This window comes from Chryseobacterium sp. HMWF035 (genome assembly GCF_003094695.1).
In the GTDB taxonomy this organism is placed as follows: Bacteria; Bacteroidota; Bacteroidia; order Flavobacteriales; family Weeksellaceae; genus Chryseobacterium; species Chryseobacterium gambrini.
On sequence record NZ_QEHP01000057.1, the window covers coordinates 148,631 to 174,101 of the forward strand.

At 37.2% G+C, this 25,471-nt stretch carries 26 protein-coding genes; 10 read left to right on the plus strand and 16 right to left on the minus strand.

Annotated features, from left to right (window positions below):
* Positions 1 to 102: 102 nt before the first annotated feature.
* Together DD829_RS10065 and DD829_RS10070 are read left to right on the plus strand one after the other, a co-directional pair.
* Complete coding sequence (locus DD829_RS10065; RefSeq protein WP_116547698.1) at positions 103 to 1,599, plus strand: S8 family peptidase; 1,497 nt, start codon at positions 103 to 105, stop codon at positions 1,597 to 1,599.
* 257 nt (positions 1,600 to 1,856) lie between these two features.
* Entirely contained in the window at positions 1,857 to 2,123 is a 267-nt protein-coding gene (locus DD829_RS10070; protein WP_108410020.1) for a hypothetical protein, read from the plus strand.
* Between the two features lie 54 nt (positions 2,124 to 2,177).
* On the opposite strand, the gene ygiD is transcribed toward DD829_RS10070, so the two are convergent.
* Complete coding sequence (gene ygiD, locus DD829_RS10075; RefSeq protein WP_108410021.1) at positions 2,178 to 3,005, minus strand: 4,5-DOPA dioxygenase extradiol; 828 nt, start codon at positions 3,003 to 3,005, stop codon at positions 2,178 to 2,180.
* Positions 3,006 to 3,081: 76 nt separating this feature from the next.
* Positions 3,082 to 3,594: a YceI family protein gene (locus DD829_RS10080; protein ID WP_076396693.1), complete on the minus strand. Its 513-nt coding sequence runs from the start codon at positions 3,592 to 3,594 to the stop codon at positions 3,082 to 3,084.
* 840 nt (positions 3,595 to 4,434) lie between these two features.
* Between DD829_RS10080 and DD829_RS10085 the strand changes: the two genes are divergently transcribed.
* The 3 genes from DD829_RS10085 (at position 4,435) to DD829_RS10095 (ending at position 8,780) form a co-directional block, all read left to right on the plus strand.
* Positions 4,435 to 6,576: a S9 family peptidase gene (locus DD829_RS10085; protein ID WP_108410022.1), complete on the plus strand. Its 2,142-nt coding sequence runs from the start codon at positions 4,435 to 4,437 to the stop codon at positions 6,574 to 6,576.
* A 16-nt stretch (positions 6,577 to 6,592) separates the two neighbouring features.
* The gene (locus tag DD829_RS10090; protein WP_116547699.1) at positions 6,593 to 7,675 is read left to right on the plus strand and encodes an acyltransferase family protein; all 1,083 of its coding nucleotides are present in this window, start codon (positions 6,593 to 6,595) and stop codon (positions 7,673 to 7,675) included.
* A gap of 79 nt (positions 7,676 to 7,754) precedes the next feature.
* A complete protein-coding gene (locus tag DD829_RS10095) occupies positions 7,755 to 8,780 on the plus strand; it encodes an LLM class flavin-dependent oxidoreductase (protein ID WP_108410570.1) in 1,026 nt (341 codons plus the stop codon).
* 101 nt (positions 8,781 to 8,881) lie between these two features.
* On the opposite strand, the gene DD829_RS10100 is transcribed toward DD829_RS10095, so the two are convergent.
* The 6 genes from DD829_RS10100 to DD829_RS10125 all read right to left on the minus strand — a co-directional run bounded on the left by DD829_RS10100 (position 8,882) and on the right by DD829_RS10125 (position 14,076).
* Positions 8,882 to 9,379 (minus strand): hypothetical protein, encoded by a 498-nt coding sequence (locus DD829_RS10100; protein WP_108410569.1) that lies wholly within the window; start codon positions 9,377 to 9,379, stop codon positions 8,882 to 8,884.
* 94 nt (positions 9,380 to 9,473) lie between these two features.
* Positions 9,474 to 10,508 carry a T9SS type A sorting domain-containing protein gene (locus tag DD829_RS10105; RefSeq protein ID WP_116547700.1) on the minus strand — a complete coding sequence of 345 codons (1,035 nt, stop codon included), beginning with the start codon at positions 10,506 to 10,508 and terminating at the stop codon, positions 9,474 to 9,476.
* A 21-nt stretch (positions 10,509 to 10,529) separates the two neighbouring features.
* Complete coding sequence (locus DD829_RS10110; RefSeq protein ID WP_123906843.1) at positions 10,530 to 11,171, minus strand: hypothetical protein; 642 nt, start codon at positions 11,169 to 11,171, stop codon at positions 10,530 to 10,532.
* Between the two features lie 125 nt (positions 11,172 to 11,296).
* On the minus strand, positions 11,297 to 12,049 hold the full coding sequence (locus DD829_RS10115) for an intradiol ring-cleavage dioxygenase (RefSeq protein WP_228408162.1): 753 nt from the start codon (positions 12,047 to 12,049) through the stop codon (positions 11,297 to 11,299).
* Between the two features lie 251 nt (positions 12,050 to 12,300).
* Positions 12,301 to 12,978 (minus strand): LytR/AlgR family response regulator transcription factor, encoded by a 678-nt coding sequence (locus DD829_RS10120; RefSeq protein ID WP_228408163.1) that lies wholly within the window; start codon positions 12,976 to 12,978, stop codon positions 12,301 to 12,303.
* Between the two features lie 3 nt (positions 12,979 to 12,981).
* Complete coding sequence (locus DD829_RS10125; protein WP_108408663.1) at positions 12,982 to 14,076, minus strand: sensor histidine kinase; 1,095 nt, start codon at positions 14,074 to 14,076, stop codon at positions 12,982 to 12,984.
* Positions 14,077 to 14,196: 120 nt separating this feature from the next.
* On the opposite strand from DD829_RS10125, the gene DD829_RS10130 reads away from it, so the two are divergent.
* Positions 14,197 to 14,448: a VF530 family DNA-binding protein gene (locus DD829_RS10130; RefSeq protein WP_108409724.1), complete on the plus strand. Its 252-nt coding sequence runs from the start codon at positions 14,197 to 14,199 to the stop codon at positions 14,446 to 14,448.
* Positions 14,449 to 14,528: 80 nt separating this feature from the next.
* The gene (locus DD829_RS10135) at positions 14,529 to 15,029 is read left to right on the plus strand and encodes a peptidylprolyl isomerase (protein ID WP_076396709.1); all 501 of its coding nucleotides are present in this window, start codon (positions 14,529 to 14,531) and stop codon (positions 15,027 to 15,029) included.
* A 223-nt stretch (positions 15,030 to 15,252) separates the two neighbouring features.
* Here DD829_RS10135 and DD829_RS10140 read toward each other — a convergent pair whose 3' ends face one another.
* A complete protein-coding gene (locus DD829_RS10140) occupies positions 15,253 to 15,630 on the minus strand; it encodes a YchJ family protein (RefSeq protein ID WP_108409723.1) in 378 nt (125 codons plus the stop codon).
* A gap of 190 nt (positions 15,631 to 15,820) precedes the next feature.
* Entirely contained in the window at positions 15,821 to 17,962 is a 2,142-nt protein-coding gene (locus tag DD829_RS10145; RefSeq protein ID WP_108409722.1) for a M3 family metallopeptidase, read from the minus strand.
* A 58-nt stretch (positions 17,963 to 18,020) separates the two neighbouring features.
* On the opposite strand from DD829_RS10145, the gene DD829_RS10150 reads away from it, so the two are divergent.
* Positions 18,021 to 18,839 carry a GIN domain-containing protein gene (locus DD829_RS10150; RefSeq protein ID WP_108409721.1) on the plus strand — a complete coding sequence of 273 codons (819 nt, stop codon included), beginning with the start codon at positions 18,021 to 18,023 and terminating at the stop codon, positions 18,837 to 18,839.
* Positions 18,840 to 18,960: 121 nt separating this feature from the next.
* On the opposite strand, the gene DD829_RS10155 is transcribed toward DD829_RS10150, so the two are convergent.
* The 5 genes from DD829_RS10155 to DD829_RS10175 form a co-directional block, all read right to left on the minus strand.
* Positions 18,961 to 20,838: a monovalent cation:proton antiporter-2 (CPA2) family protein gene (locus DD829_RS10155; protein ID WP_116547702.1), complete on the minus strand. Its 1,878-nt coding sequence runs from the start codon at positions 20,836 to 20,838 to the stop codon at positions 18,961 to 18,963.
* A gap of 7 nt (positions 20,839 to 20,845) precedes the next feature.
* Positions 20,846 to 21,367, minus strand: coding sequence for an NAD(P)H-dependent oxidoreductase (locus tag DD829_RS10160; RefSeq protein ID WP_076393105.1), 522 nt, complete (start codon positions 21,365 to 21,367; stop codon positions 20,846 to 20,848).
* Positions 21,368 to 21,616: 249 nt separating this feature from the next.
* Positions 21,617 to 22,435 carry a TPM domain-containing protein gene (locus DD829_RS10165; protein WP_076393103.1) on the minus strand — a complete coding sequence of 273 codons (819 nt, stop codon included), beginning with the start codon at positions 22,433 to 22,435 and terminating at the stop codon, positions 21,617 to 21,619.
* A complete protein-coding gene (locus DD829_RS10170) occupies positions 22,416 to 22,847 on the minus strand; it encodes a TPM domain-containing protein (RefSeq protein WP_087705773.1) in 432 nt (143 codons plus the stop codon). The genes DD829_RS10165 and DD829_RS10170 overlap by 20 nt, the downstream gene beginning before the upstream one ends.
* Positions 22,847 to 23,455: a LemA family protein gene (locus DD829_RS10175; RefSeq protein WP_087705775.1), complete on the minus strand. Its 609-nt coding sequence runs from the start codon at positions 23,453 to 23,455 to the stop codon at positions 22,847 to 22,849. The genes DD829_RS10170 and DD829_RS10175 overlap by 1 nt, the downstream gene beginning before the upstream one ends.
* 76 nt (positions 23,456 to 23,531) lie before the next feature.
* Between DD829_RS10175 and DD829_RS10180 the strand changes: the two genes are divergently transcribed.
* Positions 23,532 to 24,017: a dihydrofolate reductase gene (locus DD829_RS10180; protein WP_116547703.1), complete on the plus strand. Its 486-nt coding sequence runs from the start codon at positions 23,532 to 23,534 to the stop codon at positions 24,015 to 24,017.
* A gap of 101 nt (positions 24,018 to 24,118) precedes the next feature.
* Positions 24,119 to 24,688, plus strand: coding sequence for a hypothetical protein (locus DD829_RS10185; protein ID WP_076393095.1), 570 nt, complete (start codon positions 24,119 to 24,121; stop codon positions 24,686 to 24,688).
* 126 nt (positions 24,689 to 24,814) lie between these two features.
* On the opposite strand, the gene DD829_RS10190 is transcribed toward DD829_RS10185, so the two are convergent.
* Complete coding sequence (locus DD829_RS10190) at positions 24,815 to 25,447, minus strand: trimeric intracellular cation channel family protein (RefSeq protein ID WP_076393091.1); 633 nt, start codon at positions 25,445 to 25,447, stop codon at positions 24,815 to 24,817.
* Between the last annotated feature and the right edge of the window lie 24 nt (positions 25,448 to 25,471).

The following is a 25,471-nucleotide window of genomic DNA, read 5'->3' on the forward strand; positions in this document are numbered from 1 at the left end:
ATTTCATAGTATTATTTTAAGCATAATAAATTTTTAAATTCTGTTGTTCGGTAATTCATTGTAAATTAATATCTTGGTTTTACCAAACAAATATTATTTTATATGAGAAAAAATGTTTTTTACCTTTTATTGTTGTTCTTTGTTTTCACGGCATGTAACAGAGACGATCTTCAGAACAATGTTGCCAATACAGAAATTACCCAGAAAGATCCTTTAACGGCAAAACAGATCAATGAAAAAATCAACGAAACCATCAAAACGAAAGGCAGATTTTCATGGAATGAATCTTCCGATCATTTTCTGTGGAGCGGGATTTTTCAGGGAAATAAAATTGCTTCCATCGGATTTGGCTCTTCTTTCGACAGAAGTCTGGATGCAGACAACAAAGCCATTGAAAACGAAATTTTAGACCTGATTAAAAAATATGAAGGAAAGACCGACAGAATTTTACTGTCTTCAGACCAATATCTGAATCAGATCGACGTTGCCATCGAAAAGCAGGAAACGGTGATTGCCCTTAGAAAAATGAAAAATATCCGTTATCTGGAACCTGCAGATTACCGTTATTTTGAAAACGAAAAACAATTCGGGGCAACTGCAAAATCCAGCAGCAGTTCTTCAGGATGCGGATTTGAATCTACCGCTTTGAATGCTGCGGATTATACAACCGTTTCTCCTAACGCAAAAGCACCTTGGTCATTTACGAAACACAATATCATTAATGCATGGAGCTACAGCACAGGAGCAGGAGTGACCATCGGAGTGATAGACAGCGGTGTTTCTCCGGAGCAGTCTTTATTAGGAAGCAGCTTTAATAACGGACTTTCTACAGGAAGAACCATCAGCAAAAATGGAGTGTATGTAGATTCAGTCTGGCCGTGGAGTACAGGATACGACGGTTCTGCGGATAAATGCGGTCACGGAACAAGCATGGCTTCTGCCGCCGCCGCTCCGAGAAATAATCAGGGACAGCCGGTTGGTGTGGCTTACAATGCCAATCTGGTAACGTACAGAGCAGCTTCTAATGTAGTTCTGGACGGATATCATGAGCAAAACGGAGTGAAAATTGCCTTTACAGAACTGGGAAATAATAACAGTGTAAAAATTATTTCAATGTCGATGGGACATATTTTCTCTGTCGGAAAAATTGAAGATGGGGTAAAATATGCGTATTCAAAAGGAAAGTTAATTTTCTGCGCAGGCGGAACTTCCACCAGCTTCACCAATTTCGTAGGTGTAATTTTTCCTGCATGGATGCCTGAAACACAAGCGATAACCGGAGTAAAAGAAAATACGTCCAATCAGAAATGCGACGTTTGCCATTCAGGAAACGAAATCGATTTTACTTATCAGATGGAAAGAGGTTCAGGAAGCAATATTCCGGTCTTAAGTTACTATAGCGGACAAACAGATTATGTAGGTGGTTCTTCTGTAGCAACAGCTTCCACAGCAGGAATTGCGGCGTTGGTCTGGGCTAAAAATCCTTCATGGACGAGAGATCAGGTTATTAATAAAATGAGACAGTCTGCGACCTATTATCCGACTCCGAACTCAGATTACGGATATGGAAATATTAATGTTTTACAGGCGGTACAGTAAAGAATTAAATTAAAAATAGAGGAAAGGGAATATTGTTAATTAACGATATTCCCTTTTTATTTCTCCTGAATCATCATATTAAGTATTTCTACGTAAAGTGAAAAAGTGGTAAATCTACGCTAACCGCTCTAGAGGAAGTGTGGTATCTTTGAAAGGTGATCACAAACAAAACTTAATAATCATGGAGACCAGAAACCATTCAAACGGGGCGAAATCCGAAAAGCCAGAAGAGTAGGAACACAAAATAAAATTAAAACATGGAAACAAAAGAATTAGTAGGAGGCTGGACAGCGTATCATCCTTTAACACCGGAAGATCAAAAAGTATTCGACGAAGCAATGAATGGATTTGTTGGAGTAAAATATCAACCGCAATCTGTATCTACACAAGTGGTAAACGGAACAAACTACCGTTACCAGTGCCTTGCTTCCATGCCGCCATCTGAGGTAATCTGGAATGCAGTTGTAGAAATCTATGCTCCGATTGACGGACAACCTCATGTTGTTGGTATTCAAAGAATCTAATGATAGCATTGCCCTTAATAAAAAAGAAACGGAAGAAAATTTCTTCCGTTTTTTTTATCCTATTCTCACGCTCGTCATACTCAGAGATCCTGCAATTAATTCATCATTAAATAAACTCAGGTTTTCAGATTTCTCTTTTAGTCCTAAAGTATAGAGTAAAGGGAGATAATGATCGGGAGTGGGAACCGCATATTGCAGCGAAGTTCCCTGTTTCTGGTAATCGATGATGTTCCGGAAATTTCCGTCCAAAAGCCAGTTGTTGGTTTTCTCTCTGGCTTCAATCGCCCAGTCCCATCCAGCTCCGACAGTATTGATGTTTCTCCAGTCGATCAGTCTCAAATTATGAACAATGTTTCCGCTTCCGATAATTAAAATTCCTTTTTCGCGGAGCTTATTGAGTTTGTTAGCTAAATCAAAATGATACTGCGGAGGTTTTGTATAATCAATACTCATTTGAATAACAGGAATATCTGCATTCGGATACATATGTTTAATCACAGACCATGCTCCGTGATCCAGTCCCCAGTTGTGATCTTCCTCCACGATAACAGGAGCCAGCAATTCTGCCGTCTCTTTTGCCAACTCAGGATTTCCCGGAGCAGGATACTGTACATCAAACAGGGCTTGCGGAAAACCTCCAAAATCATGAATCGTTCTCGGCATTTCCATTGCCGTTACTTTCGTTCCCTGCGTAAACCAGTGTGCCGAAATACAGAGAATGGCATTCGGTTTCGGAATTTCAGCCGCAGCTTTTCGGAAACCCTGTACAAACTGGTTTTCTTCAATAGCATTCATTGGCGAACCATGTCCCAGAAAAAGAACAGGCATTTTCTGAGTATTTTTAAAATTTTCGCTGATGTTTTGTAAATCGTTGAGGTTCATTTTTTTATTCTCAAAAACAGAAAAGAGCAAAGGTAATGTAACTTTCCTTTGCTCTTTTACCTTGATTTTTATGTTCTTATGCTTGTTTTACAAACTGTAATTCTCCGGCGATTTTTACCTCCTCGCTTACCATTACACCTCCTGCTTCAAGCGCAGCATTCCAGTTCAGTCCGAAATCTTTTCTGTTGATTTTCCCTTCGAAAGAGAAACCAGCCTTTGTATTTCCCCAAGGATCAACATTAATTCCGTTGAAATCCACATCAAGTGTTACAGGCTTTGTAATTCCGTTAATCGTTAAATTTCCTGTTACTTCGTTGTTCAGTGCAGAAGATTCGAAAGTAATCGTAGGATTGGCTTCAGCGTTAAAGAATTCAGCAGATCTTAAGTGGTTATCTCTGTCTGTATTGTGCGTAGAGATAGAGGCTGTCTGAACTGTTGCCGTTGTTTTAGCATTCGCAAAAGTATCGTCTTCCGCATCAATTTCAGCCGTAAAATCTGTAAAGTTTCCTTTGATATTAGAGATCATCATGTGTTTTACTTTAAAAGTAATTTCACTGTGAGCAGGGTCTAGGTTCCATTTTGTTGCCATTGTATTAATATTTTTTGTTGTTAATTATACTACAAATGTATATCAGAAGAGAGGTACAAATCATTGACGTAGGATAAGAAATGCTTTTCGCTGTATTTTTCACAATCCTGTCATTTCAACGAAAGAGAAATCTTAAAAAATTTTTAAGGAAAAAGCAAAACAACCTTAATTTCTCATACACTCACACTCTTAAACCCTCCAACCCTTCAACTTTAAAACTCTCAAACTCAATCAGGAGCTTTATCGCGCTTTCCGCACTCGCTATTTCTTTAGTTTCGGCGCGGCTTTGCCGCGCCGAAACTAAAGAAATGAGCTCAGACAATTGCTGCAATCGCGGCTAGGATTGAAGCCGGTTATTCATTACACGTCATTGCGAGCAGAAGGTCTGCGAACGTAGTTCTGAAACGGCAAAGCAATCTCAATAAAACAAAAGCCTCTCTTTATCATTCAGCAAAAATCAAACCCGAACTTCAAAAATGGCTCGGAACTATATTACATATTCTTACAAAACGAAAAACATACAGTTCATTTGCTGAGTGAATAGTTTATGCTGAGCTTGTCGAAGTACCTTTGCGACCGAAAAATCCGCATAATCATTAAAATAAAACCCTTGCGTATTTTGCGTTAAGATTCTAACCAAGTCATTGTGACGGAAAAATCTCAATAAAGCAAAAGTCTCACTTTATCATTTAATAAGATTTGAAATTACTTCAAATAAACTCAAAATAAACAATTGAAAACAGCCATCAACAACCAACAAAAAACCAAACTCCATTTTACTTTAACACTTCTTAACCATTGATATTTATTTCTTATTTTTGAAGGATTCAATTTTATACAATGAAATTATATAAATTATCTTTATGGATGCTGGTTTTGGGAAGCAGCGCATTGGCTCAGACCCAAAAATTTACAATGGCGGAGGCAGTAAACGGGATGAGAACCAACTTAGCTGTTAAAAACATCTCGCAGTTTTCATGGTCTGCAGATGGAAAATCTTATATTCAGGCGGTAAAAGGCGGATATTTAATCACCGATCTGAAAACCAACAAGCAGGACACGCTGGTTTCTTTATCTCAGTTGAATAAGAATTTAACAGACAATAAATTCAAAGCAGTTCCACAGATTAAATTCATCAGCAATTCTCAGGGATATTTTAATTCCGGCGGAAAAATGGTATGGGTAGAAAAATCCGGCAGCGACTGGAAAACAAAAAATTCCGTTGCTTTGGATAATAACGCTGAAAATATGAAGATTTTTGGGGATAACCAGACTTTTGCATTTACGGTAAAGAATAATTTATTTGTTAATAAAAACGGAAAAACCATTGCAGTAACCAATGATACCGATGAAAATATCCTGAATGGAGCTTCCAATGTTCACCGAAACGAATTCGGAATTGATACCGGAATTTTCCCGGCTCCAAATTCTGAAAGTGTTGCTTTTTACAGAATGGATCAGACGATGGTTGCTGATTATCCGATTATTGACTGGTCTGTAACTCCTGCTGTAAATCACAATATCAAATATCCGATGGCGGGGAAAACGTCTCATCAGGTAACTCTGGGAGTTTTCAATATTAAAACTCAGAACACAACCTTCTTAAATATCGAAGGCGAAAAAGATCAGTATTTAACGGCTGTTACCTGGAGCCCGGATTCAAAGTATATTTTTGTAGGCGTTCTGAACAGAGGACAGAATTACCTGAAAATGAATCAATATGATGCTTCGACAGGAAATTTAGTAAAAACTTTATTCGAAGAAACAAGTGATAAATATGTGGAACCTCAACATCCTTTAACATTCTTCCCGAATTCCAATACAGATTTCATCTGGCAGAGCCAGAGAACAGGATACAACCATTTATTCCACTACAATCTGGAAAAAGGACTCGTTGCACAGATTACAAAGGGAGATTGGCTGGTAACGGATATTTTAGGTTTCAATGAAAAGAAAAAAGAAATCTATTTTACCTCCACGAAAGAAACTCCGCTGGAAAAGCATTTGTACAGAATCAACTGGACGAATTTTAAGATGCAGAGAATGGATAACGCAGAAGGAGTTCACTCCGGAGTATTAAGCAGCGACGGAAATTTCCTGTATGACGTCTACAGCAACGCCGATACACCAAGAGTTGCCAACATCATCAACACAAACACTTTAAAGACAAACAATCTTCTGACTGCTGAAAATACACTGAAAAATTATCAGCGTCCGGAAATTAAAAATATCAACTTAAAAGCCGAGGACGGAACAATTTTGTACGGAAAAATGATTCTTCCGATCAATTTTGACCAGAATAAAAAATATCCGGTGATTGTTTATCTATACAACGGTCCGCATTTGCAGCTTATTACCAATTCTTTCCCTGCATCCGGAAATCTTTGGTACGAATACATGGCGCAAAACGGATACATCATTTTCACGATGGACGGAAGAGGTTCTTCTAACCGTGGGTTAAAATTCGAGCAGGCAGTTTTCAGAAATCTGGGAACAACAGAAATGAACGACCAGATGAAAGGAGTAGAGTATTTAAAATCTCTTCCTTACGTAGATTCCGAAAGAATGGGAATTCATGGATGGAGCTTCGGAGGATTTATGACGACAAGTTTCATGCTTCGTAAGCCGGATGTTTTCAAAGTGGGCGTTGCAGGAGGACCCGTAATCGACTGGAGTATGTACGAGATCATGTATGGCGAAAGATACATGGATACTCCGCAGGAAAATCCACAAGGTTATGCAACAGCAAATCTTCTGGATAAAGTTCAGAATCTGAAAGGAAAATTATTAATGATTCACGGAGCGCAGGATGATGTTGTGGTTTGGCAGCATTCGGTTAAATTCATCAAATCTGCGGTTGATAATGGTGTTCAGTTGGACTATTTTGTATATCCGGGACACCCCCACAACGTGATCGGAAAAGACAGAGTGCATCTTATGCAGAAAGTAACAGATTATTTTGATCAGAATCTGAAAAAATAATCCTGAAAAATTGACAATGAACTTCACCAAAAAAGGCAGAGTACACTTTCATACGTTCGATTCGTTGAGGTTTCTGTCTTTTTTATTGGTTTTTTTACGCCATTCCCCCGTTCCCGAAGATAGTTTTCTATACTATTTTTCCAAGCAAGGGGGGATTGGTGTTTCTTTTTTTTTCGTACTGAGCGGTTTCCTCATCACCTATATTCTTATTCTCGAAAAAATAAACAATAACGGAACAATTCCGCTGAAAAAGTTCTTTATGAGAAGGATTTTAAGAATATGGCCGCTTTATTATGTCATGGTACTTTTTGCGATATGTACGCCTTTTATTCTTGATTTTTTTAATATTTCCTATTCCAACGAAGGATATCAGCCAAATTGGTTGCTTACCCTTACTTTTCTGGAAAATTATATGGCGATGTATACCAATCAGCTTCCCAATGTATCGCCGATTACCGTGATCTGGTCTTTGTGTATCGAGGAGCATTTTTACATTTTCTGGGGACTGGCTTTTTACTTTATTTCCCTTAAAAATATTCCGAAACTTCTTCTGGGAAGTATTGTTTTTTCATTCATCATGCAGATGGTGTACGAAAAATTACAAATTCCGACTTTAGATCTCTTTACCAATATTCATTATTTTGCTTTCGGAGCAATTCCTGCGTATATTTTTGTCTTTAGAGAAGATCTAATCCAAAAGCTTGAAACGGTTTCTGCTGTTTACAAATACAGTTACGCTTTTTTGGTGTTGGCATTTATTGTTTTTATAGGGAATTCAAAAATAATTTCAAATCCTGCACTGATTTCATTTCTTTTGAGTGTTTTCTTTTCAGGGTTAATTTTATCTACTTTAGGAACAAAAAATGTATTTAAAATTTCAGATCAAAGTATTTTGGCAAAACTTGGAAAATACACATACGGACTGTATCTTTTTCACACCATTTTAATCATGCTTTTTATAAAAATAGGAAACAGATTCAATCTCAACTGGAAGCTAATTGTTGCGCTGTCATTTATTGCTTCAGTTGTATGCTCGGTGCTTTCTTATCATCTTTTCGAAAAACAGTTTTTAAAACTTAAAAGCAAAATCAGCACTTAATATTCTCATTTTCTTTCTTATCAAACATCAATGCATCTGATTTTCGGTTGCCGTAAATTTGTACTATAAAATCAACAATATGGAATTAGGAATAGGAATGTTTGGCGATCTTGCTTTCGACCAGACAACAGGAAAATATAAAGATGCAGGCGTAAAGATTCGTGAAATTCTGGAGCAGGTAAAATTCATGGATGAGGTAGGAATTGATGTTTTTGCCATGGGAGAACATCACCGTCCCGATTATGCGGTTTCTTCTCCGGAAATCGTTCTGGCTGCAGCGGCAAGTATTACAAAAAATATAAAATTAGCGAGTGGTGTTACGGTTTTAAGTTCATCAGAGCCTGTAAAAGTATATGAAGATTTCTCGACTCTGGACTTAATTTCAGACGGTCGTGCTGAAATTTTCGTCGGAAGAGGAAGTTTCATCGAATCGTTTCCGTTGTATGGGTATTCTTTAAACGATTATGAGGAACTTTTTGATGAAAAATTAGATTTATTGCTTAAAATCAATTCTCAGGAAAATGTAACCTGGAAAGGAAAACTTCGTGCACCAATGCAAAACCAGACGGCTTATCCGAGAGCAAAAAATGAAGGAAAACTGCCCATCTGGAGAGCAGTAGGCGGAACTCCACAGTCGGTTTTAAGTGCCGCAGAATTGGGAATGCCTTTAGTGGTGGCAATTATTGGAGGAATGCCTGTACAATTCAGAAATTTAATTGAATTCTATAAGCAGGAATACAAAAAAGCGGGACACGACGTTTCAAAAATGCAGATTGCCGTTCATTCGCATACTTTTGTAAGCGATGATCCGGAAGTGATTGAAGGATATTTCCACAACTATAAATCGCAGATGGACAGAATCGGTTCTTCCAGAGGTTGGGCTCCTTACACCAAAATGCAGTATGACGGCGGAAGAAGCAAAGAAGGAGCTTTGTTCATCGGTAATCCTAAAGAAGTGGCAGATAAAATTGCTTACCTGAAAGAAATTTTCGGCATTACAAGATTTATCGGACACATGGATGTGGGAGCTCCGGAGCATGATCTTATGATGAAATCTATCGAGCTGTTTGGCAAAGAAGTAAAACCACTCATCAAAGATCTTTAAAAATAAAACCTCCGCTGAATTTCAGCGGAGGTTTCTCTTTAATAAAAATCATCTGTAAAAATGAAACAACATCCTGTTGTTTAGAAATTAATCAATATAAATTATAAAGCTGTGTAAGAAGCTATTGCAACCTGTGGATGAAAGGCGAACATAAACGTTTCAAAACATTCTCCCGAAGTATTTTTACTTAAAAGATACTTATTGTCGATGATATCGATCAGCAACAATTCAGGCGTGTAAAAAGTCAAACCTATTTTATGCTTTGAAGGATCTTCCACGTTGGAGCTGATAAGATCCAGTTTGAAATTTTCAATCGGGAAAAAAGTATTTCCCAAAACATCCGGAAGACTTTTGATCTCACCGTTAAGCTGGGCAACATAGTTCACCACTGCTGAACTCAGCAAAAACGGAATTTTTTCCGCATGAGGATTTTTTCTCAGCAATTCCCAGTAATTTTTCACCGGATTTTCTTTATTATCAAAAACCTGATGCTGGATTTTATATTCAAAATACGTATCCTCAAAAATGTATTTATCCCAGACAATTTCAGAATTCTGATCAATTACAATCCGGAATCCCAGTTTTATTTTAGCCTTCATCATTTTAAATTTTAATAAAACAGGGCAGTCTTTTTCTGATTCTGCCCTGATCCTAAACAAAATTGATATGAAAAATATCTAATACTCAATAAGTTCAGTTTACAAGCACTTTAAGATCTTCTGTAAACGTTCCCTTCGTATTATCAATCGTAATTTTTGCGACATACATTCCGGATTTCAACTGATTTTTCGTCATTTTGATCTGCTGACTTCCGGATGCAAGTTTTTGCTTGTCGATCACACTGAAAAGTTTTTTTCCGCTAACATCAAACAGTTCAATACTTACTGTTGATCTTTCGTTGAGGGTAATCGGGAAAATAGTCTCTTCTCTGAAAGGATTTGGATAATTCTGTCCCACATTAAAATTTTTGGTGTTTGCTGCTTCCTGAGTTCCTAAAACGGCTCCTGCTACATAAATGGTATGAGTTAAAATATATCCGGCAGATAAAGAACCCGTTACGGTACTCATCTCATTGCTGGTTCCGTCTGAAAATACATTATCACTCGCATTATAGGTATAACCTGTCATGCCTTTTGTATAGCCGTATGAAGTTCCGTTTACATTTACATTATAAACAGCACTGCCTGTTCCCTCCGGAAATGCAATCTGCGTTACCAGAAGAGAAGTTCCGTCCGCTTTGTAAATATGAACATGAATGTGGGTGGCTCTGCTCTGGTACCATCCCGGAAATATGCTCGTGAAACTTACAAGTCCGTTTGCATCTGTGGTCTGTCTTCCGCGGAGAAAATGATTGTTGGTGTAATTTGCAGCCTGCATTGCCGTACCTCCGTATTCGGAATAGTTGCCGTCTTTATCACAGTGCCAAACGTCTACCAGAACTCCTTGATAGGCAGCGCAGTTTCCGTTGGTGTTTTTTATATAAATATTCATCGTAAAGGCAACTCCGGTTCTGTCTCCCACAATATTGGTTTGTACAAGGCTCGAAGGAGTATGCGTAGGAAAAGGACCCTCTGTTTCCGAATTGGTTACACTGCAGGTTAAAACATTTTGAGAAGACTTTTCCGGCAGCATTTCCTCATGAAAAATTTCCGATCGGAGAAGAACAGGTGCAGCAACAGCTATTCCTGCCAGTCCGAATGAGTTTTTTAAAAATTTTTTTCTGTCCATGTATTTAGTTTTTATTTTAAATTAAACTTCAAAGAAAAGTAAAAGTGCATTTTCACTTAATGCTTCAAATTCCAGAGTTTCGATTTCAGAAATGATGATTGCGTCTCTGGTTTCTAAAAGTCTGTTCTGAAATTCAAAAGCGCCGTTAATCACCATTCCGAAAATTGATTTTCCTTTCTGATGTAAAGAATATTCCTCTTCTTTCCTTCCTTCGTACAGACCTATGAAATTGGGATATTCCAGCTTTTCAGAAATCTGTATCAAATGATTTCTACGGTCTATATTCAGATTTTCAATGCTGAAGAAATTATCTTTTTTAATACTTTTTAGTTCAAAAATCAGAATGTCGGCTTTCTCATCCGGTGTATTGTTTCTGATGTTCAGTGTATTGTCTTCTTCAGACTTTAAAGTGAAGATATGCTCCGGAGAAACAGGTTTCTCAAAATCGTTAATGAAAATTTCGCCGAACAGAACAATGATGAGAACGGTAGAACTTTTTTGATAATTAAAATCAAATGTTCCGTTTTCCTCGAAAACAACTTCTGTTATTTTGTGCAATCCTGACTGTTCATCGGGAATCATCTCGTTTAGAACACATGAGTTTTCTTTCCTCCAGACGGAAAGATCAGATTTAAAAATTTTGGATGGACTTTGAACTAACATTTGATTGGATTTTTTTGAGGAATTCCACACTGCACAGATAAACAATCTAATCACTTCACACCTGTGTAAATCTGTGCTTTAGTGGAAAACTAATAAACTAATAGTAAACAACCTCTTTTTTATTTTTAAGCCGAAACTTTTATTGTATGGGTAAGAGCATAACCTGCACTTACACTTCCAGTAATCGTAGACATTTCATTAGATGTTCCATCGCTGAATACATTATCACTTGCATTATAAGTATATCCGCTCATTCCTTTATATCCTGTACTTGAAGCTACCTGAACCACTGCGCTGTCGCTGCCTTCAGGAAATGCAATCTGCGTTACCAGAAGAGACTGCCCTGCAGAATTGTAAATGTGAACATGAATATGGGTGGCTCTACTCTGGTACCATCCCGGAAATATACTTGTGAAAGAAACTTTTCCGTTGGCATCGGTTGTCTGTCTTCCTCTAAGGAAATGGTAAGACGTGTAATCGGCAGTCTGCATCGTCGTTCCTCCGTACTCAGAATAGTTTCCGTCTTTGTCGCAATGCCAGATATCAACAATAGCTCCCTGAAGATTGGCACAGCTTGCATTGGTATTCTGAATGGTAATTGTAATTGTGAACGGAACACCTGTTCTGTCTCCTACGATATTAGTCTGTACAAGTGTAGAAGGTGATTTTGTAGGAAAAGGTCCTTCAGTCTCCGAGTTGGTAACAGAACATGCCGATGAAGATGATCCGGAGGAAGATCCTGAACCTGAAGATGAACCTGTTGTGGTATCTGTGATATCGTCATCACTTCCGCAACGTATCAAAATAGGAGCTGCCACTGCGGTAACACCTGCCAAACCAAGAGTTTTTAAAAAACCTTTTCTGTCTATTGTTTTCATAATATGTTTTTTTAAGGTTACTATTTGAATGATTTCAATGTCATTCTTTAATTTCCTGTAACAAATGTATTTTGAAAAAAACAGCTTATGAAATTTATGAGGTAAACAGCAAAAATGTGTCGGTAAATGGATTTTTTTTAAGAAATATTAAGAATAATATGATAAAAGTGAAGTAGAATTACCAAATAGAAATTCGGTATAGCAAAAATTCGAAGAATTTTTGATGGGGTGGTTTTAGAGATGAATTAAAATTATTTATTCACAATCTCCATTACCACGCCTTTAAATGTTTCCCCAATCGGAATGATAAATTCCCCAATGTGAATATTGCGGTTCACAATCGTTTTAATAAGTTTTACGGGAACAATATAAGAACGGTGCACCCTCACAAAATCTTTTTCTGAAAGTTTTTCCAGAATATTTTTCATGGAAGAGCGTGCGGTAATCTTGGAATGATCTGCAAGATGGATCTGAATGTAATCGTCTAAACCTTCGATCAAAATAATATCATCAAAGTTAATTTTGTGAAGTTTATAATCTGCACGGATAGAAAGATATTTTACATCGGCAGATTCATTATTTATTTTTACTTTTTCCACAGCCGCTTTAAATCGTTCAAACGAAAAAGGTTTTAATAGATAATCTACTGCATTGATACTGAAAGCATCCACCGCATATTCAGAATAAGCCGTGGTAAAAATAACTTTTGTATTCTGAGAAATACTTTTATAAAAATCCATTCCGTTTTTGGAAGGCATTTCAATATCTAAAAAAATAAGGTCAACAGGATATTTATTGAGATGTTTCTGGGCATCGCTTTGTATATTGAAAGTCTTTTCCAGAGAAAGATTTTCAATTTTTCCGGCATAATTCTCAATAATTTTAAGAGCCAGAATCTCATCATCCAGTGCAATGGCTTTTATCATCATGTATCAGATTAAATTAATTTTTAGATCCACATCGTATGTCTTTCCGTTGCTGGTTATAACAAGGTTTTGTTTTTCCCCATAAATCTGTTGCAAATGTTCAATCGTATTTTTCAGTCCCACTTTCAGGCTGCTTTCATTCGTTATATTTTCGTTCACGATATTATTGAATACATTAAAATTTAAAATACCTTCCTGAACAACGGCTTTTACAGAAATTTTGGAATTTTTTTCCGCATTGAAGCCATATTTAAATGAATTTTCTACAAAATTAACCAAAATGAACGGCGCAATTCTCAGTCCTTTCATTTCTCCGATCTCCGTGTAGGAAAAATCCAGACTGCTGTCGGTTCTTATAAGTTGTAAAGAAATATAGTCTTTTATATAGTCAATTTCCTGACTTAATTCCACAAAATCTTTGCTGCTTTCCTGTACCACATAACGCATCACGTTGGAAAGCTTTAAAATTCCTTCAGGCGTATCGTCAGATTTTAACAAAGCCAGAGAATAGATAGAATTCAAAATATTAAACAGAAAATGAGGCTGCAGCTGATATTTTAAATTCAACAGTTCAGCTTTAGCCTTCAATCTTTCCAGTTCCTTTTTCTCATTGCTCCTGTAAATAAAGAATGAGGATAAAAAAGAAAAAAGAAACGGCAATAGAGAAGAAAATATCATCTGATGATAAGTGCCGTCATTTCTTTTAGGAGCAAAATTGCGAAATGGAGCCTCTCCATTCATTGGAGGTTTGGGGGGATTTCCATTTGGATCAGACATTTCAGGAGGACTCATCTGTATTTTCGGATATACTTCCGGAAACAGATTTTCCGGAGAAATATGAGTAGGAAGAAAAACCATACCCCCAAAACAGAAGAGGACAAAAAGTGAGAAAAGGAAATATTTTTTTCTTCGGTAATATTTTGGAAGAAAGATTTTAAGATTTAAATAAAAGAAAATAATAACCAGTACAAAGCGGATAAACTCTCTTTGAAATGGAGGAACCCTGAAAACCGAAAGCGTTCCGTCGAAATCCGGAGAAGAAACAATCGGGATTGTAAGAAGCAGCGGAATAAGGATAATATGCGGTAAAAGCTTTTTCATTGAACTAAATTATTAATTTGAATTTATAATTTGTGAAAAATTATTTAAAAGCAGTAATTTTTTTATTTTCATTAAAATTAATTTATTTGTCATAAAATACAAATTCTCTACTTTTACGGCATGGAACAACAATCTAAAGATCCTCTGCACGGAAAAAGACTAGATGCCATTCTTGAAGAGCTGGTAGAATATTATAACGGTTTTGAAAAACTTGGTGAAAAGATCAATATCCGATGTTTTACAGACAATCCGAGCATTAACTCTTCTCTGAAATTTTTAAGAAAAACAGACTGGGCAAAAGCGAAAGTAGAAAGTTTATATCTTTTTGTACAGAGAGAAAAAAAACGTAACGAAAGAAAAAAAGACAGATAAATATTTCTTCGGTCAATGATTTCAAAAACAGTATCTTTGTGCCGTTAATCGTGAAAGAAATCACGAAAAAAGAATAAAATATGACAATCGAAAACAATCACGTTGTAGCTGTAAAGTATATCCTACATACTATTGAGCCGGATGGAAGTAAAATTCTTGTAGAAGAAACAACAGCAGAAAACCCACTTACATTTTTGTATGGGGTAGGAATGATGATTCCAAAATTTGAGCAGAATATCCACGGCTTACAAGCTGGTGATAAAGCTGATTTTACTATTCAGCCTGAAGAAGCGTATGGCGAAAGACAACCAGATGCAATCGCTCAGTTGCCGATCGATATGTTCCAGGAAGCTGGAATTCCGCCTGTAGGAGCAATTTTACCATTATCAGACAATCAGGGAAATAACTTTCAGGCAATTGTGGTTGAGGTAACTCCGGAAGCTGTTGTGGCAGATCTTAATCACCCGATGGCTGGGAAAACGTTAGATTTCCAGGTTGAAATTTTAAACACACGTCCTGCGACAGAAGAAGAATTGTCTCACGGTCACGCTCATGGAGTAGACGGAAACGAAGCTCACTAAAATATAAAAAGAATGTCCGGTTTTTAATCGGACATTTTTATTTTCTGGATTTCACAAAAACGCAAAGTTTTATTTTTGTGGGGACGTTTTAAAGTGCAATAAATCAAAGCTGTTCAGAATTCGGCACTGTTAATTTTATCGAAGATAAAATCCTTGCGCCTTAAAATCTTAAAGTATGCTAAAATTTGCGTTTTTGCGGATATCAACCAATAATATCAACTTTTTATTCTAAAAATTCACCGCTTACATAAAACCAGCGGTTCTGGATCATTTTAAAGGTAGATAATTCGTGATGAACATGGTTTCCTCCGTTTTCATCAGTGTAAAAAGCCTTGAATTCCACTTTATTCATGGAAGGCTTATTTACAATTTCCAGTTTTGTCCACTCATTAATTTCTCCCCATTCCTGTAAATCTTTTGTATTGTGAAACTGCCTTTTACTCGGCGAAGTGGTTTCCATTAAATATTTACCATTCGGAATCGCAAATGCAGAAAACCTTGAGCGCATCAATGCTTCTGCAGTAGGTGCAAATTTTTCTTTTGTATGATAAGGTTTACAGCATTCTTCGTAGGTCTTTCCGGAACAGCAAGGACAGTTCATTGTTTTAAATTTTAAGAAACAAATTTACACTTTTTGCTAGCCATGAATTCAAGAATTTTGATCTTTTATAATTTTAAAATCTGTGTCATCTGCGAAATGTTTTATTGAGCTATTAGTGAAAAATATTTGTGTCATTCGTGTTTAAATAAAAAGAAAAAAAGCATCCAAAAAATTGAATGCTTTTAAAAATTTATTTAATAAAACCTCTGTTTCTCAATAAAGGCTTAATATCCGGATCGTGTCCTGTAAAATCTCTGAATGCCTGATTCAGATCCACAGAATTTCCTACAGACAGAATATATTTTCTGAAGCGGTCTCCGTTTTCTCTTGTCAATCCTCCATTTTTAGAAATCCATTCCCAGGCGTCGTTATCCAGAGTTTCAGACCATAAATAAGCATAATATCCTGCAGAATAACCACCGCCCCAAATGTGTGCAAAATAAGGCGTGTGATATCTTGGAGGAACTGTTGCCAAAGTAAATCCGTGCTTCGCTAAAGATTCTTTTTCGAAATCTAAAACTGGAATTAACTGATTTTCATTGGTAACCGTATGCCAATCCATATCAAGCTCTGCCGCAGAAACCAGTTCCGTGGTCATGTAACCCTGATTAAAAGTTGCTGCTTTTTTAATTTTATCAACCAAAGTTTGCGGAATGGGCTGTTTTGTTTCGTAATGTAAAGCGTAGTTCTTTAAGACAACAGGATCTAAAGCCCAGTGTTCGTTGATCTGTGAAGGGAATTCCACGAAATCTCTCGGTACATTGGTTCCGGAAAGGGAAGGATATTTCTGGCTGGCAAACATCCCGTGAATCGAATGTCCGAATTCATGGAAAATAGTGGAAACATCATCATAACTGATTAAAGAAGGTTTCCCGGGAGCCGGTTTCTGATAATTGTAGCAGTTTACAATTACAGGTTTTGTTCCCAGTAAATAAGACTGCTCTACAAAATTGCTCATCCACGCTCCTCCGTTTTTAGAATCCCTCGTGTAGAAATCCAGATAATAAATGGCAATGGATTTTCCGTCATGATCGAAAACCTCATACGTAACCACATCAGGATGATAAACCGGAAGATCTGTTCTCTTTTTGAAAGTTAATCCATAGAATTTTTCCGCAGCGAAGAACACTCCCTTTTCCAAAACGGTTGTAATTTCAAAATAAGGCTTTATTTCACTTTCATCAAGATCAAATTTTGCCTTTCTTACCTGTTCAGCATAAAAATTCCAGTCCCATGGTTCAACCTTGAAACCTCCTTTCTGCTGATCAATCAGATCCTGAATATCTTTTGCCTCACGTCTTGCCGTTTCTACGGCAGGAGTCGCAATCTGATTCATTAATTTTGTTGCAGCTTCCGGCGTTTTTGCCATCTGATCCTGCAATTTCCATTCTGCGAAACTTTTTTTACCTAAAACCTGAGCTTTTTTCAGTCTTAATTTCGCTAATTTTTCAATGGTTTCTCTTGTATCGTTTCCATCCCCTTTTTCGGCTCTTGTCCATGATGCTTTGAAGAGTTTTTCTCTCGTTGCTCTGTTTTTAAGATTCTGTAAAAGAGGTTGTTGTGTTGTATTTTGTAATGCTAAAAGATACTGTCCCGGTTTTCCGGCATTTTTAGCATCAGAAGCTGCCGCAGCAATTTCATCAGCCGAAAGTCCTTCAAGTTCTTTTGCATCGGTAAAGAAAACGCCACCTTGCTTTCTCGCTTCAAGCAATTTGTTGGAATATTGCGTAGACAGTGAAGCCAGTTCCTGATTGATCTGCTTTAGTTTCTCTTTATCCGCAGAAGAAAGATTCGCTCCTGCGATTTCAAAATTCTGCTTGTAATATTGTAATAATCTTTTGCTTTCAGCGTCTAAGCCATTCTCAGAAATCGCTTTTATTCTTTTATAAAGATTTTCATTCAGATACATTTTATCAGAATGGGCTGCAAAGATCGGAGCATATTCTTCATCAAGAGCCTGTAAAGTCGGGTTTGTATTGGCGCTGGTAAGATTAGAGAATACAATGGTTGCTCTTTTCAGAACTTCACCGCTTTTTTCCAGAGCTACGATGGTGTTTTCAAACGTTGGTGCTTCAGAATTGTTGGCAATTTTTAAAATTTCAGCGTCGTGCTGTTTCAAGCCAAAATCAAAAGCGGGTTTAAAATGTTCATTTTTAATTTTGTCAAATTCAGGAGCTTCATACTGAAGTTTGCTTTTTTTCATGAAAGGATTCGATGAAAGCGATGCGTCCGGAGCTGGAACTTCCTGTTGGCTATCGGTGTTTTTCATTGTTGTACATGATTGGTTGAATGCTAATGCAGAAATTAATAATACCGATGTAATATTTTTCATAAATTAGTTGTTAATAAGGTATAAAGATACTTAAAACTTAATTCATAAAATAATAAACATGAAATCACAGACTATTTTTCTTTTTTCAGTTGTTGCACTTCTGGCTTCTTGCGATAAAAATGACAGACATCATAACGAGAACGATCAGAAAAACTGGGTGGAAAAGGTGACCACGAAAGACAACGGACCGATGAGTCATAAAGAAGTGACGGGCGATTTCGATGAAATCGAAGTTTCACAGGCAATCGAAGCTGAAATTATAAAAGCTGATTTTGAAAAGGTCGTAATTTCTGCTCCCAAAAATATTATCGATGAGATTTTGGTGGATAACAACGGAGGAGAGCTTCATATCCATTACAAACCGGGAATCCGTGTAATGAATACCCACAATGTTTCTGCGAGAATTTATACGAAAGATTTTTCAAAATTAAATGCCAATTCTGCAGCCAGCGTTAAAGTGAAGGATAAATTTGTGCAGGATAAAATGGAACTTGAAGTTTCGAGTTCTGCAGCGGTTTCCGGAGATCTTGAAGCAAATACATTTAATATTTCCATAGACAGCAGCGGAAGTTTCGACGGAAAAATCTGGGCGGTAGATCTTGATGTGGATGCTTCATCCGCTGCAAGTGTGGATCTTTCCGGAAAATCTAAAAACGGCAAAATCAGTGGTTCATCGGGAAGCAGTATTTCTGCAAAAGATGTTATTATCCAAAATCTGAAAGCAGAATCTTCCAGTGGTGCAAGTGTAGACATCAGTGCGTCTTCAACCATCAATGCAGAAGCGTCTTCTGGAGGAAGTCTTACGATTTATAAGAAAGGAAACGTTACCAGTATTACCAAAGACGAAAGCAGCGGCGGAAGCGTAACTATTCAGTAATGTAATGCTTTGCTGAATGAAATGCCATTGCGAACGGAAAATTAAACGTTTGAGATAAAATCTTTGCGGTCATAGCGTTAAAATGATGACTGATTTGCTTATTTAAATCAAATGTAAGCTATTAATTTTCATCTTCATCCTCTTCGTCGTTTGAAGAATCTTCCCATTGCTGATTATCAAAATTAAGATTATCATACGCCAGTAATTCCTCCTCTCGCAGGAGGATTTCTTTTGTGGTAAAAAGATGGATTTCATCATCATGATCCGATTTGGCTAACTTTCGGATGGAAGCTTTGTCGATGGTCATGAATCTTTGCCCGAGACGTCTCGCTGCGTATTTCCTCATTCCGGTTGCATGAAGAACATCAACTGCCATATCTACGGCGGTTCCCAGAGTTTCACGGTAGATATTATGAATTCCGCTGTTTAAATATTCATAAGAATCTATTCTGTTTTTGGCACGTACAAAGATTTTTACCTGAGGATAATTTTCCCTTACGATATCGGCAACAAATTTATTGTCTTCGGGATCATCAAGACACAGAACAAGAATTTCGGCATCCTCAATTCCTGCTGCGCGTAAGGTAGGAATTTTTGTGGCATCTCCGTAATACACCTTAAAACCGTAGCTTCTCAATAATTTCACACGGTCAGAATCTCGATCCAAAACCGTAGCCGGAATTTTATTGGCTTTTAAAAGTCTTCCCACCGTACTTCCGAAATGTCCGAATCCTACAATGATAATTTTCTTTTGCTGAATATTACCGTCCAGAATATTAAAATCATTATCGGGATCAGGAACTTCTTTTATGAATCTCGGAGTAATAAGTTTATCATTAATAATTAATAAAAACGGCGTGATGCACATGGTAATTGCTGTTACAGCCATCATCTGCGCATTCAGTTCAGAAGGTAAAAGATACAGACTTGAAGCATAATTAATCAGTACAAAAGCAAATTCTCCTACCTGCGAAAGGGCAAAAGCATAAAACAGGCTTTGTGGAGTATCTATTTTGAAAAACTTTCCGATAAGAAATAAAACAAGGAATTTTATGGCTAAAACCGCAAAAACGGTGGTGAAAATAAAGGTAGGATCTTTCTGAATGACGTTAAAATTCATCGTGGAACCCACACTTACAAAAAATACCGCAAGCAGTAATCCTTTGAAGGGATCGATCTGTGCTTCCAGTTCGTGGCGGAACTCGCTGTTAGCCAACATGACTCCTGCGAGGAAAGCTCCTAAAGCGGGAGATAAACCAATAGCAACCATCAGTTCTGAAACTCCGATGACCAAAAATAGGGAAGAGGCTGTTAAAAGCTCCGACATACCGGATTTCGAGACATATCTTAGAAAAGGAACAAAAACATACCGCCCCAGTAAAATTAAAATAACAACTCCCAAAATAACGGTCGCGAACTGCATCCATTCCGGAAGGGTCTGTATGAGTACCTGAATTTCGTTATCGTGATGTCTGGATTTGTAATTGGCAATTAAAGGAAGAATCGCCAAAATAGGAATCACCGCAATATCCTGAAACAGCAACGTGGAAAATGAAGCTTCTCCGGCTAATGTTTTTAAATTGTTTTTTTCCTGTAATGTCTGCAGCACAATTGCCGTAGACGATAACGCAAAACACATGGCAACGGCTATGGCTTTGTCGATTTTCCAGCCTGCCCAGATAAATACGAGAAATAGCAGGGAAATCGTTAAAAGCATCTGCGTTAAGCCGAGTCCGACAATTTTCTTCCGCATATCCCAGAATTTTCGGGGTTCAAGCTCCAGACCGACTAAAAACAAAAGCATGATGACCCCAAATTCACTGGCGTGCATAATGTCGTTGACATCTTTTCCCGTTAATTTTAAAACATAAGGACCAATGATAATTCCGCCTGCAATATACCCGATGACAGAACTTAGCCCGAATTTTCTCGCCAGCGGAACCATAATGATGGCTACGCCTAAGAAAATAAGTGTGTTCATTGCTAAGCTTGTTTCCATAAAATTTTTATTGGTTGAGAAGTTCTACAAACTGCTGTTTGTGTACGATAATTTCTTTTTTTGAGAGCTTGTTGGCTTCGTAAACGATTTTGATATTTTTGATGTTTGCTTTAAAAACATTCAGCGATACGATAAGTCCGCTGATCAGCTCCTCTACGGTAAACTGATAGGTTCCTTCCTTGCTGAACGATCTTTCTTTTCCGCCTGTGGTTACCAGAATGTAAACCTCTTTTCCCTCCAAAGGATTGTGATGATCTTCTTTAAGCCAGTCGCGGTCGAAAACTTCATCAATCCAGAGTTTTAACAAAGGCGGCATTCCGAACCAGATGAGCGGAAACTGGAAAATAAAGCGGTCGTAATTTTTTATTCTTTTTCTTTCCCTGAAAGCGGCAATATGAAAATTAGGATACTCTTCATAAATATCCCGAAGCGTAAAATGCTGATGACGAACATAGAAATTAATGAGCTCTGCATTCGAGTTTGAGTGCTCTAAATAAGGATGCGCAAAAACTACCAACGTCTTCTTCATAAACCTGTTTTACGTAAATATAATGAAAAATTTTTGAAGTAAAGGAGGGTTTTGTAGTAGTTTAATAATTTTTTAATAGTAAAAAGGATGTTTTTAATGATATAAATGGAATAAATGATTTTGATTTTTAACGTATTAACATTTTATAAAGCTGATAATAAAAAAAATCGATCAAAAAATGACCGATTATTTATTGTATATGTTTATTTCAATTTAAAAACTGAGTAAATTTAAAGCAGGAATAAAATTCTACCATCCTCCGGAAGCACCACCGCCTCCGAAACTTCCGCCTCCGCCGAAGCCTCCAAAACCGCCTCCTCCGCCGCCGGAACTTCCACCACCAAATCCACCGCCGCCAAAGCTGCCCGGAAAAGGGAAAAATCCACCCGGATAATTTCTGCGACCTCTTCTGGAAAGTATTACATCGTCATCGTCATAATTTCCGCCGCCTTTTCCTCCTCCTTTGTTTCCGAAAAGGATGGCAATAATGATGAAGATAACAAATGCAATAATGATAATTTTAAAAATACTTCCGTCTCCATCTCCGCTTTCACGGTTGTTCAAAGGTTTAAATTTCCCCTGAACTGCTTCCATAATTGCAGAAGTACCGCCGTTAATGCCTTCGTACCACTCGCCTTGCTTAAAATGGGGGGTAACAATATAGTCTAAGATCTGTCCTGCAACAGATGCCGTTAAATATTGCTCCACCGCTCTTCCCTGTTGGATAGACATGGTGTGGTCTTCGGTTGCAATAAGGAAAACAATTCCGTTATCTACATCTTTTTTTCCGATTCCCCATTTCTCGCCAAACATGGTTGCCAGAAAATTAATGTCTTCTCCTTTTGTGGAAGGAATAATAACCACTTCAATCTCTGTAGAGGTAGAATCTGCAAATGCAATCAGTTTTTTATTAAGCGCATCTTTTTCCTCCTGCTTCAGAAGATTGGCATCGTCATAAACAGGATACAGAACGTCTGGTTTTGGGGGAATGGTATATTGTGCCGATACAAAAGTGTAAAAGCATACCAGCAAAAATGAAAAAACTATTTTAAGAGAACGTAATTTCATTAGGAAGTTCGTTGTGGTTTTCTCCTGTTACAGGAAAATATTTTTTTAGTTCCAGACCGGTTTCCAGAATTCCGCTTTTTAAAGCCTGATAATAATTTCCTTTGGCAAATTCAGACGTAATATAGTCGTGCAGATGATCCCAGTAAGATTGGCTTACTTTTGCATGAATTCCTGTATCTCCGATGATGGTAAGATATTTCTGTTCGAAATTGACATGAAAAAGCACCGCATTTCTTTCTTTGGTTTTGTTCAGGCACAATTCTTCAAAAACTTTGAAAGCAATTTTTGCATTGTCTTCATCCGTATTTGAATCGATATGCACTCTGATCTCGCCGGTAGAATGCTCTTCTGCTGACTGAATAGCTTCCACAAGGGAAGCTATCTGCTGATTTGTTAAGAAACTGGTTGCCATTATTCTGAGAATACTTCAGGTGCCTTTTCTGCTCCTGCTTCCGCTTTGAACAAAGGTTTTTCTTTAAAGTTGGTGAAATTCGCCAGAATATTATTCGGGAATTGCTTTATAGAAACATTATAATCTTTTGCTGCATCATTGTAGTAAACAGTTTCTGTTCTGATGCTGTTTTCTATCGCGATATACTCTCTCTGGAAATTAATGTATTGCTGATCTGCTTTTAAATTAGGATAAGATTCCACCACTGCCATCAATCTGCTTAAAGCACCGGATAATTCTCCCTGTGCAGCCTGAAATTTAGCAATATCCTGCTCAGTCATATTGGTAGGATCAATATTAATGGAAGTTGCTTTAGAACGTGCTTCAACAACTTTCGTTAAGGTTTCCTGCTCGAATTTGGAATAAGATTTTACCGTTCTTTCAAGATTCGGGATAAGATTTGCTCTTTTCTGATAAACTGTTTCTACGTTAGACCATTTTGCATTAACCGTCTGTTCCTTGTCTACAAAGCTGTTGTAGCCGTTTTTGCCCCAGAAGAAAATAACTGCGACAATAATAAGTAGAGCGATACCAATAGTTCCTGCGCTCAGACAACCTTTATTTTTCATAGTTTGAATTTTTTTAATATGTTTTGTGCTAACCAAATATACAAATTATGTGCTAATTTTGTAAAAATTTATTTTAATGACAACAATTGTGGTGGCAATGGGAGAGAAGAACGAAATTGGTTTTGAAAATCAGTTGCTTTGGCATCTTCCGAAAGATCTGAAACACTTTAAAGAAATCACTTCGGGGCATCCGGTGATCATGGGAAGAAAGACATATGAAAGTATCGGGAAACCGCTTCCCAACCGTACCAATATTGTTGTGTCCAGAAAAACCGACTGGTTCGAAGAAGGAATTTTAATCGTCGGAAGCATTAAAGAAGCCGTAAAATTTGCTAAAAAGATAGATGAAGATGTTTTCATCATCGGAGGCGGAAAAATTTATGAACAGACGATGGATGTTGTTGATAAACTGGAAGTAACTTTGGTAAAAGCAGATCTTGAAGCAGATACTTTCTTTCCAAAGATCGATCCGAAGATCTGGAAAAAAACAGACGAAATCTGCCATGAAAAAGACGAAAAAAACCAGTATGATTTCTGTTTTCAAACGTTCGAAAGAATTTAATGTTTAAAGTTCTCAGTTCAGAATTCGATACAAAACTTTAGACTCTGAACCTTAAACTTTGAATCTTAAATTTCTTATCTTTGCACTTCTAAAATTTAATAATGAATAAATATATAAAAATTGCAGTTGCAGCAGTTCTTATTCTTTTAGGACTATGGATGATTATTTTCACAAGAGAGAAAGGTTGGGGAATTGTAGTTTTCCTTTTGGCAGGAGCTCCTATTCTGCTTTTCTTTAAAAATGAATATATTCTTTTGGCTTTCTGGCAATTAAGAAAGCAGAATATGGAAAAAGCAGGAGAGTGGCTTAAAAATATTACAGATTACAAAAACCAGCTTCATAAAACCCAGTATGGATATTTCCACTATTTAATGGGATTAACTCAAGCTCAGGATCATCCTACAAAAGTGGAACCTTTCATGAAAAAAGCTTTGGAATATGGTCTTAACATGAAGCATGACAGAGCTATGGCAACTTTAAATCTTGCAGCAGCAGCAATTTCTAAAGGAAGAAAACAGGAAGGTCAGAAACTTCTTGACGAAGCAAAACGATTAGACAGTGCAGGAATGATGACCGACCAGATTAAAATGATGAAGGAGCAACTGAAAATGCCAACGATGCAGAAACATATGCATAACCCGAATATGAGAAACAGAGGGAAATTCTTTTAATGAATAACTGCAGTAAAAATAATAAAAGCATCTAATTTTTTAGGTGCTTTTTTGTTATCAATAGGGACGGGCTTTAGCCCGGCTTTTGGGTGCGAAGTTGACGGCTTCAGCCAAATAAATCGGCAGTTACATCTCAGAGTTATTCTCATACCCATAAAATTTCGGGATCTGCCAATGATATTTCACGGCTAAAGTTCTTATGGAAACAATTAATAGAATGGTGAAAATTTGAACAATAGTATACGTTAAAGTCGTAAATTTTGTCAATAGTAAAAAAGCTGAACCTCCCACAATACAGGCGGTTGCATAAATTTCTTTCCTGAAAATTAAAGGAATTCTGTTGAGCAATATATCCCGGATAATTCCACCGAAACAACCTGTAATTGTTCCCAACCCGATACAGATTAATGGGTGGATATCCGCATTTAAACCCTTCTGAACGCCGATAATCGTAAACAATCCTAATCCAAAACTGTCAAAAATAAATAAAGTAACCCGAAAGTTTTTTTCAAAAGATTTAAAAATCATGGTGAAAATACTGGTCAGAATAATCAATGCGCATGTAAGCAAATCATGCATCCAGAAAACCGGAATATCAAGCAGAAGATCTCTCACGGTTCCACCACCGACAGAAGTTACAAAAGCAATAATCAGCACGCCGAAAGGATCGAGCCGTTTCTGCATTGCCGCAAAACTTCCCGACATCGAAAATGATATCGTTCCCAAAACTTCTATGGCAAAATTGAATTGTTCGTGCATGTTTTATGGGTAATGAGTAATTGG

Coding starts and splice junctions, on each gene's coding strand:
- DD829_RS10065 (WP_116547698.1), top strand. CDS start 103: ATGAGAAAAAATGTTTTTTACCTTTTATTGTTGTTCTTTGTTTTCACG.
- DD829_RS10070 (WP_108410020.1), top strand. CDS start 1,857: ATGGAAACAAAAGAATTAGTAGGAGGCTGGACAGCGTATCATCCTTTA.
- ygiD (WP_108410021.1), bottom strand. CDS start 3,005: ATGAACCTCAACGATTTACAAAACATCAGCGAAAATTTTAAAAATACT.
- DD829_RS10080 (WP_076396693.1), bottom strand. CDS start 3,594: ATGGCAACAAAATGGAACCTAGACCCTGCTCACAGTGAAATTACTTTT.
- DD829_RS10085 (WP_108410022.1), top strand. CDS start 4,435: ATGAAATTATATAAATTATCTTTATGGATGCTGGTTTTGGGAAGCAGC.
- DD829_RS10090 (WP_116547699.1), top strand. CDS start 6,593: ATGAACTTCACCAAAAAAGGCAGAGTACACTTTCATACGTTCGATTCG.
- DD829_RS10095 (WP_108410570.1), top strand. CDS start 7,755: ATGGAATTAGGAATAGGAATGTTTGGCGATCTTGCTTTCGACCAGACA.
- DD829_RS10100 (WP_108410569.1), bottom strand. CDS start 9,379: ATGAAGGCTAAAATAAAACTGGGATTCCGGATTGTAATTGATCAGAAT.
- DD829_RS10105 (WP_116547700.1), bottom strand. CDS start 10,508: ATGGACAGAAAAAAATTTTTAAAAAACTCATTCGGACTGGCAGGAATA.
- DD829_RS10110 (WP_123906843.1), bottom strand. CDS start 11,171: ATGTTAGTTCAAAGTCCATCCAAAATTTTTAAATCTGATCTTTCCGTC.
- DD829_RS10115 (WP_228408162.1), bottom strand. CDS start 12,049: ATGAAAACAATAGACAGAAAAGGTTTTTTAAAAACTCTTGGTTTGGCA.
- DD829_RS10120 (WP_228408163.1), bottom strand. CDS start 12,978: ATGATGATAAAAGCCATTGCACTGGATGATGAGATTCTGGCTCTTAAA.
- DD829_RS10125 (WP_108408663.1), bottom strand. CDS start 14,076: ATGAAAAAGCTTTTACCGCATATTATCCTTATTCCGCTGCTTCTTACA.
- DD829_RS10130 (WP_108409724.1), top strand. CDS start 14,197: ATGGAACAACAATCTAAAGATCCTCTGCACGGAAAAAGACTAGATGCC.
- DD829_RS10135 (WP_076396709.1), top strand. CDS start 14,529: ATGACAATCGAAAACAATCACGTTGTAGCTGTAAAGTATATCCTACAT.
- DD829_RS10140 (WP_108409723.1), bottom strand. CDS start 15,630: ATGAACTGTCCTTGCTGTTCCGGAAAGACCTACGAAGAATGCTGTAAA.
- DD829_RS10145 (WP_108409722.1), bottom strand. CDS start 17,962: ATGAAAAATATTACATCGGTATTATTAATTTCTGCATTAGCATTCAAC.
- DD829_RS10150 (WP_108409721.1), top strand. CDS start 18,021: ATGAAATCACAGACTATTTTTCTTTTTTCAGTTGTTGCACTTCTGGCT.
- DD829_RS10155 (WP_116547702.1), bottom strand. CDS start 20,838: ATGGAAACAAGCTTAGCAATGAACACACTTATTTTCTTAGGCGTAGCC.
- DD829_RS10160 (WP_076393105.1), bottom strand. CDS start 21,367: ATGAAGAAGACGTTGGTAGTTTTTGCGCATCCTTATTTAGAGCACTCA.
- DD829_RS10165 (WP_076393103.1), bottom strand. CDS start 22,435: ATGAAATTACGTTCTCTTAAAATAGTTTTTTCATTTTTGCTGGTATGC.
- DD829_RS10170 (WP_087705773.1), bottom strand. CDS start 22,847: ATGGCAACCAGTTTCTTAACAAATCAGCAGATAGCTTCCCTTGTGGAA.
- DD829_RS10175 (WP_087705775.1), bottom strand. CDS start 23,455: ATGAAAAATAAAGGTTGTCTGAGCGCAGGAACTATTGGTATCGCTCTA.
- DD829_RS10180 (WP_116547703.1), top strand. CDS start 23,532: ATGACAACAATTGTGGTGGCAATGGGAGAGAAGAACGAAATTGGTTTT.
- DD829_RS10185 (WP_076393095.1), top strand. CDS start 24,119: ATGAATAAATATATAAAAATTGCAGTTGCAGCAGTTCTTATTCTTTTA.
- DD829_RS10190 (WP_076393091.1), bottom strand. CDS start 25,447: ATGCACGAACAATTCAATTTTGCCATAGAAGTTTTGGGAACGATATCA.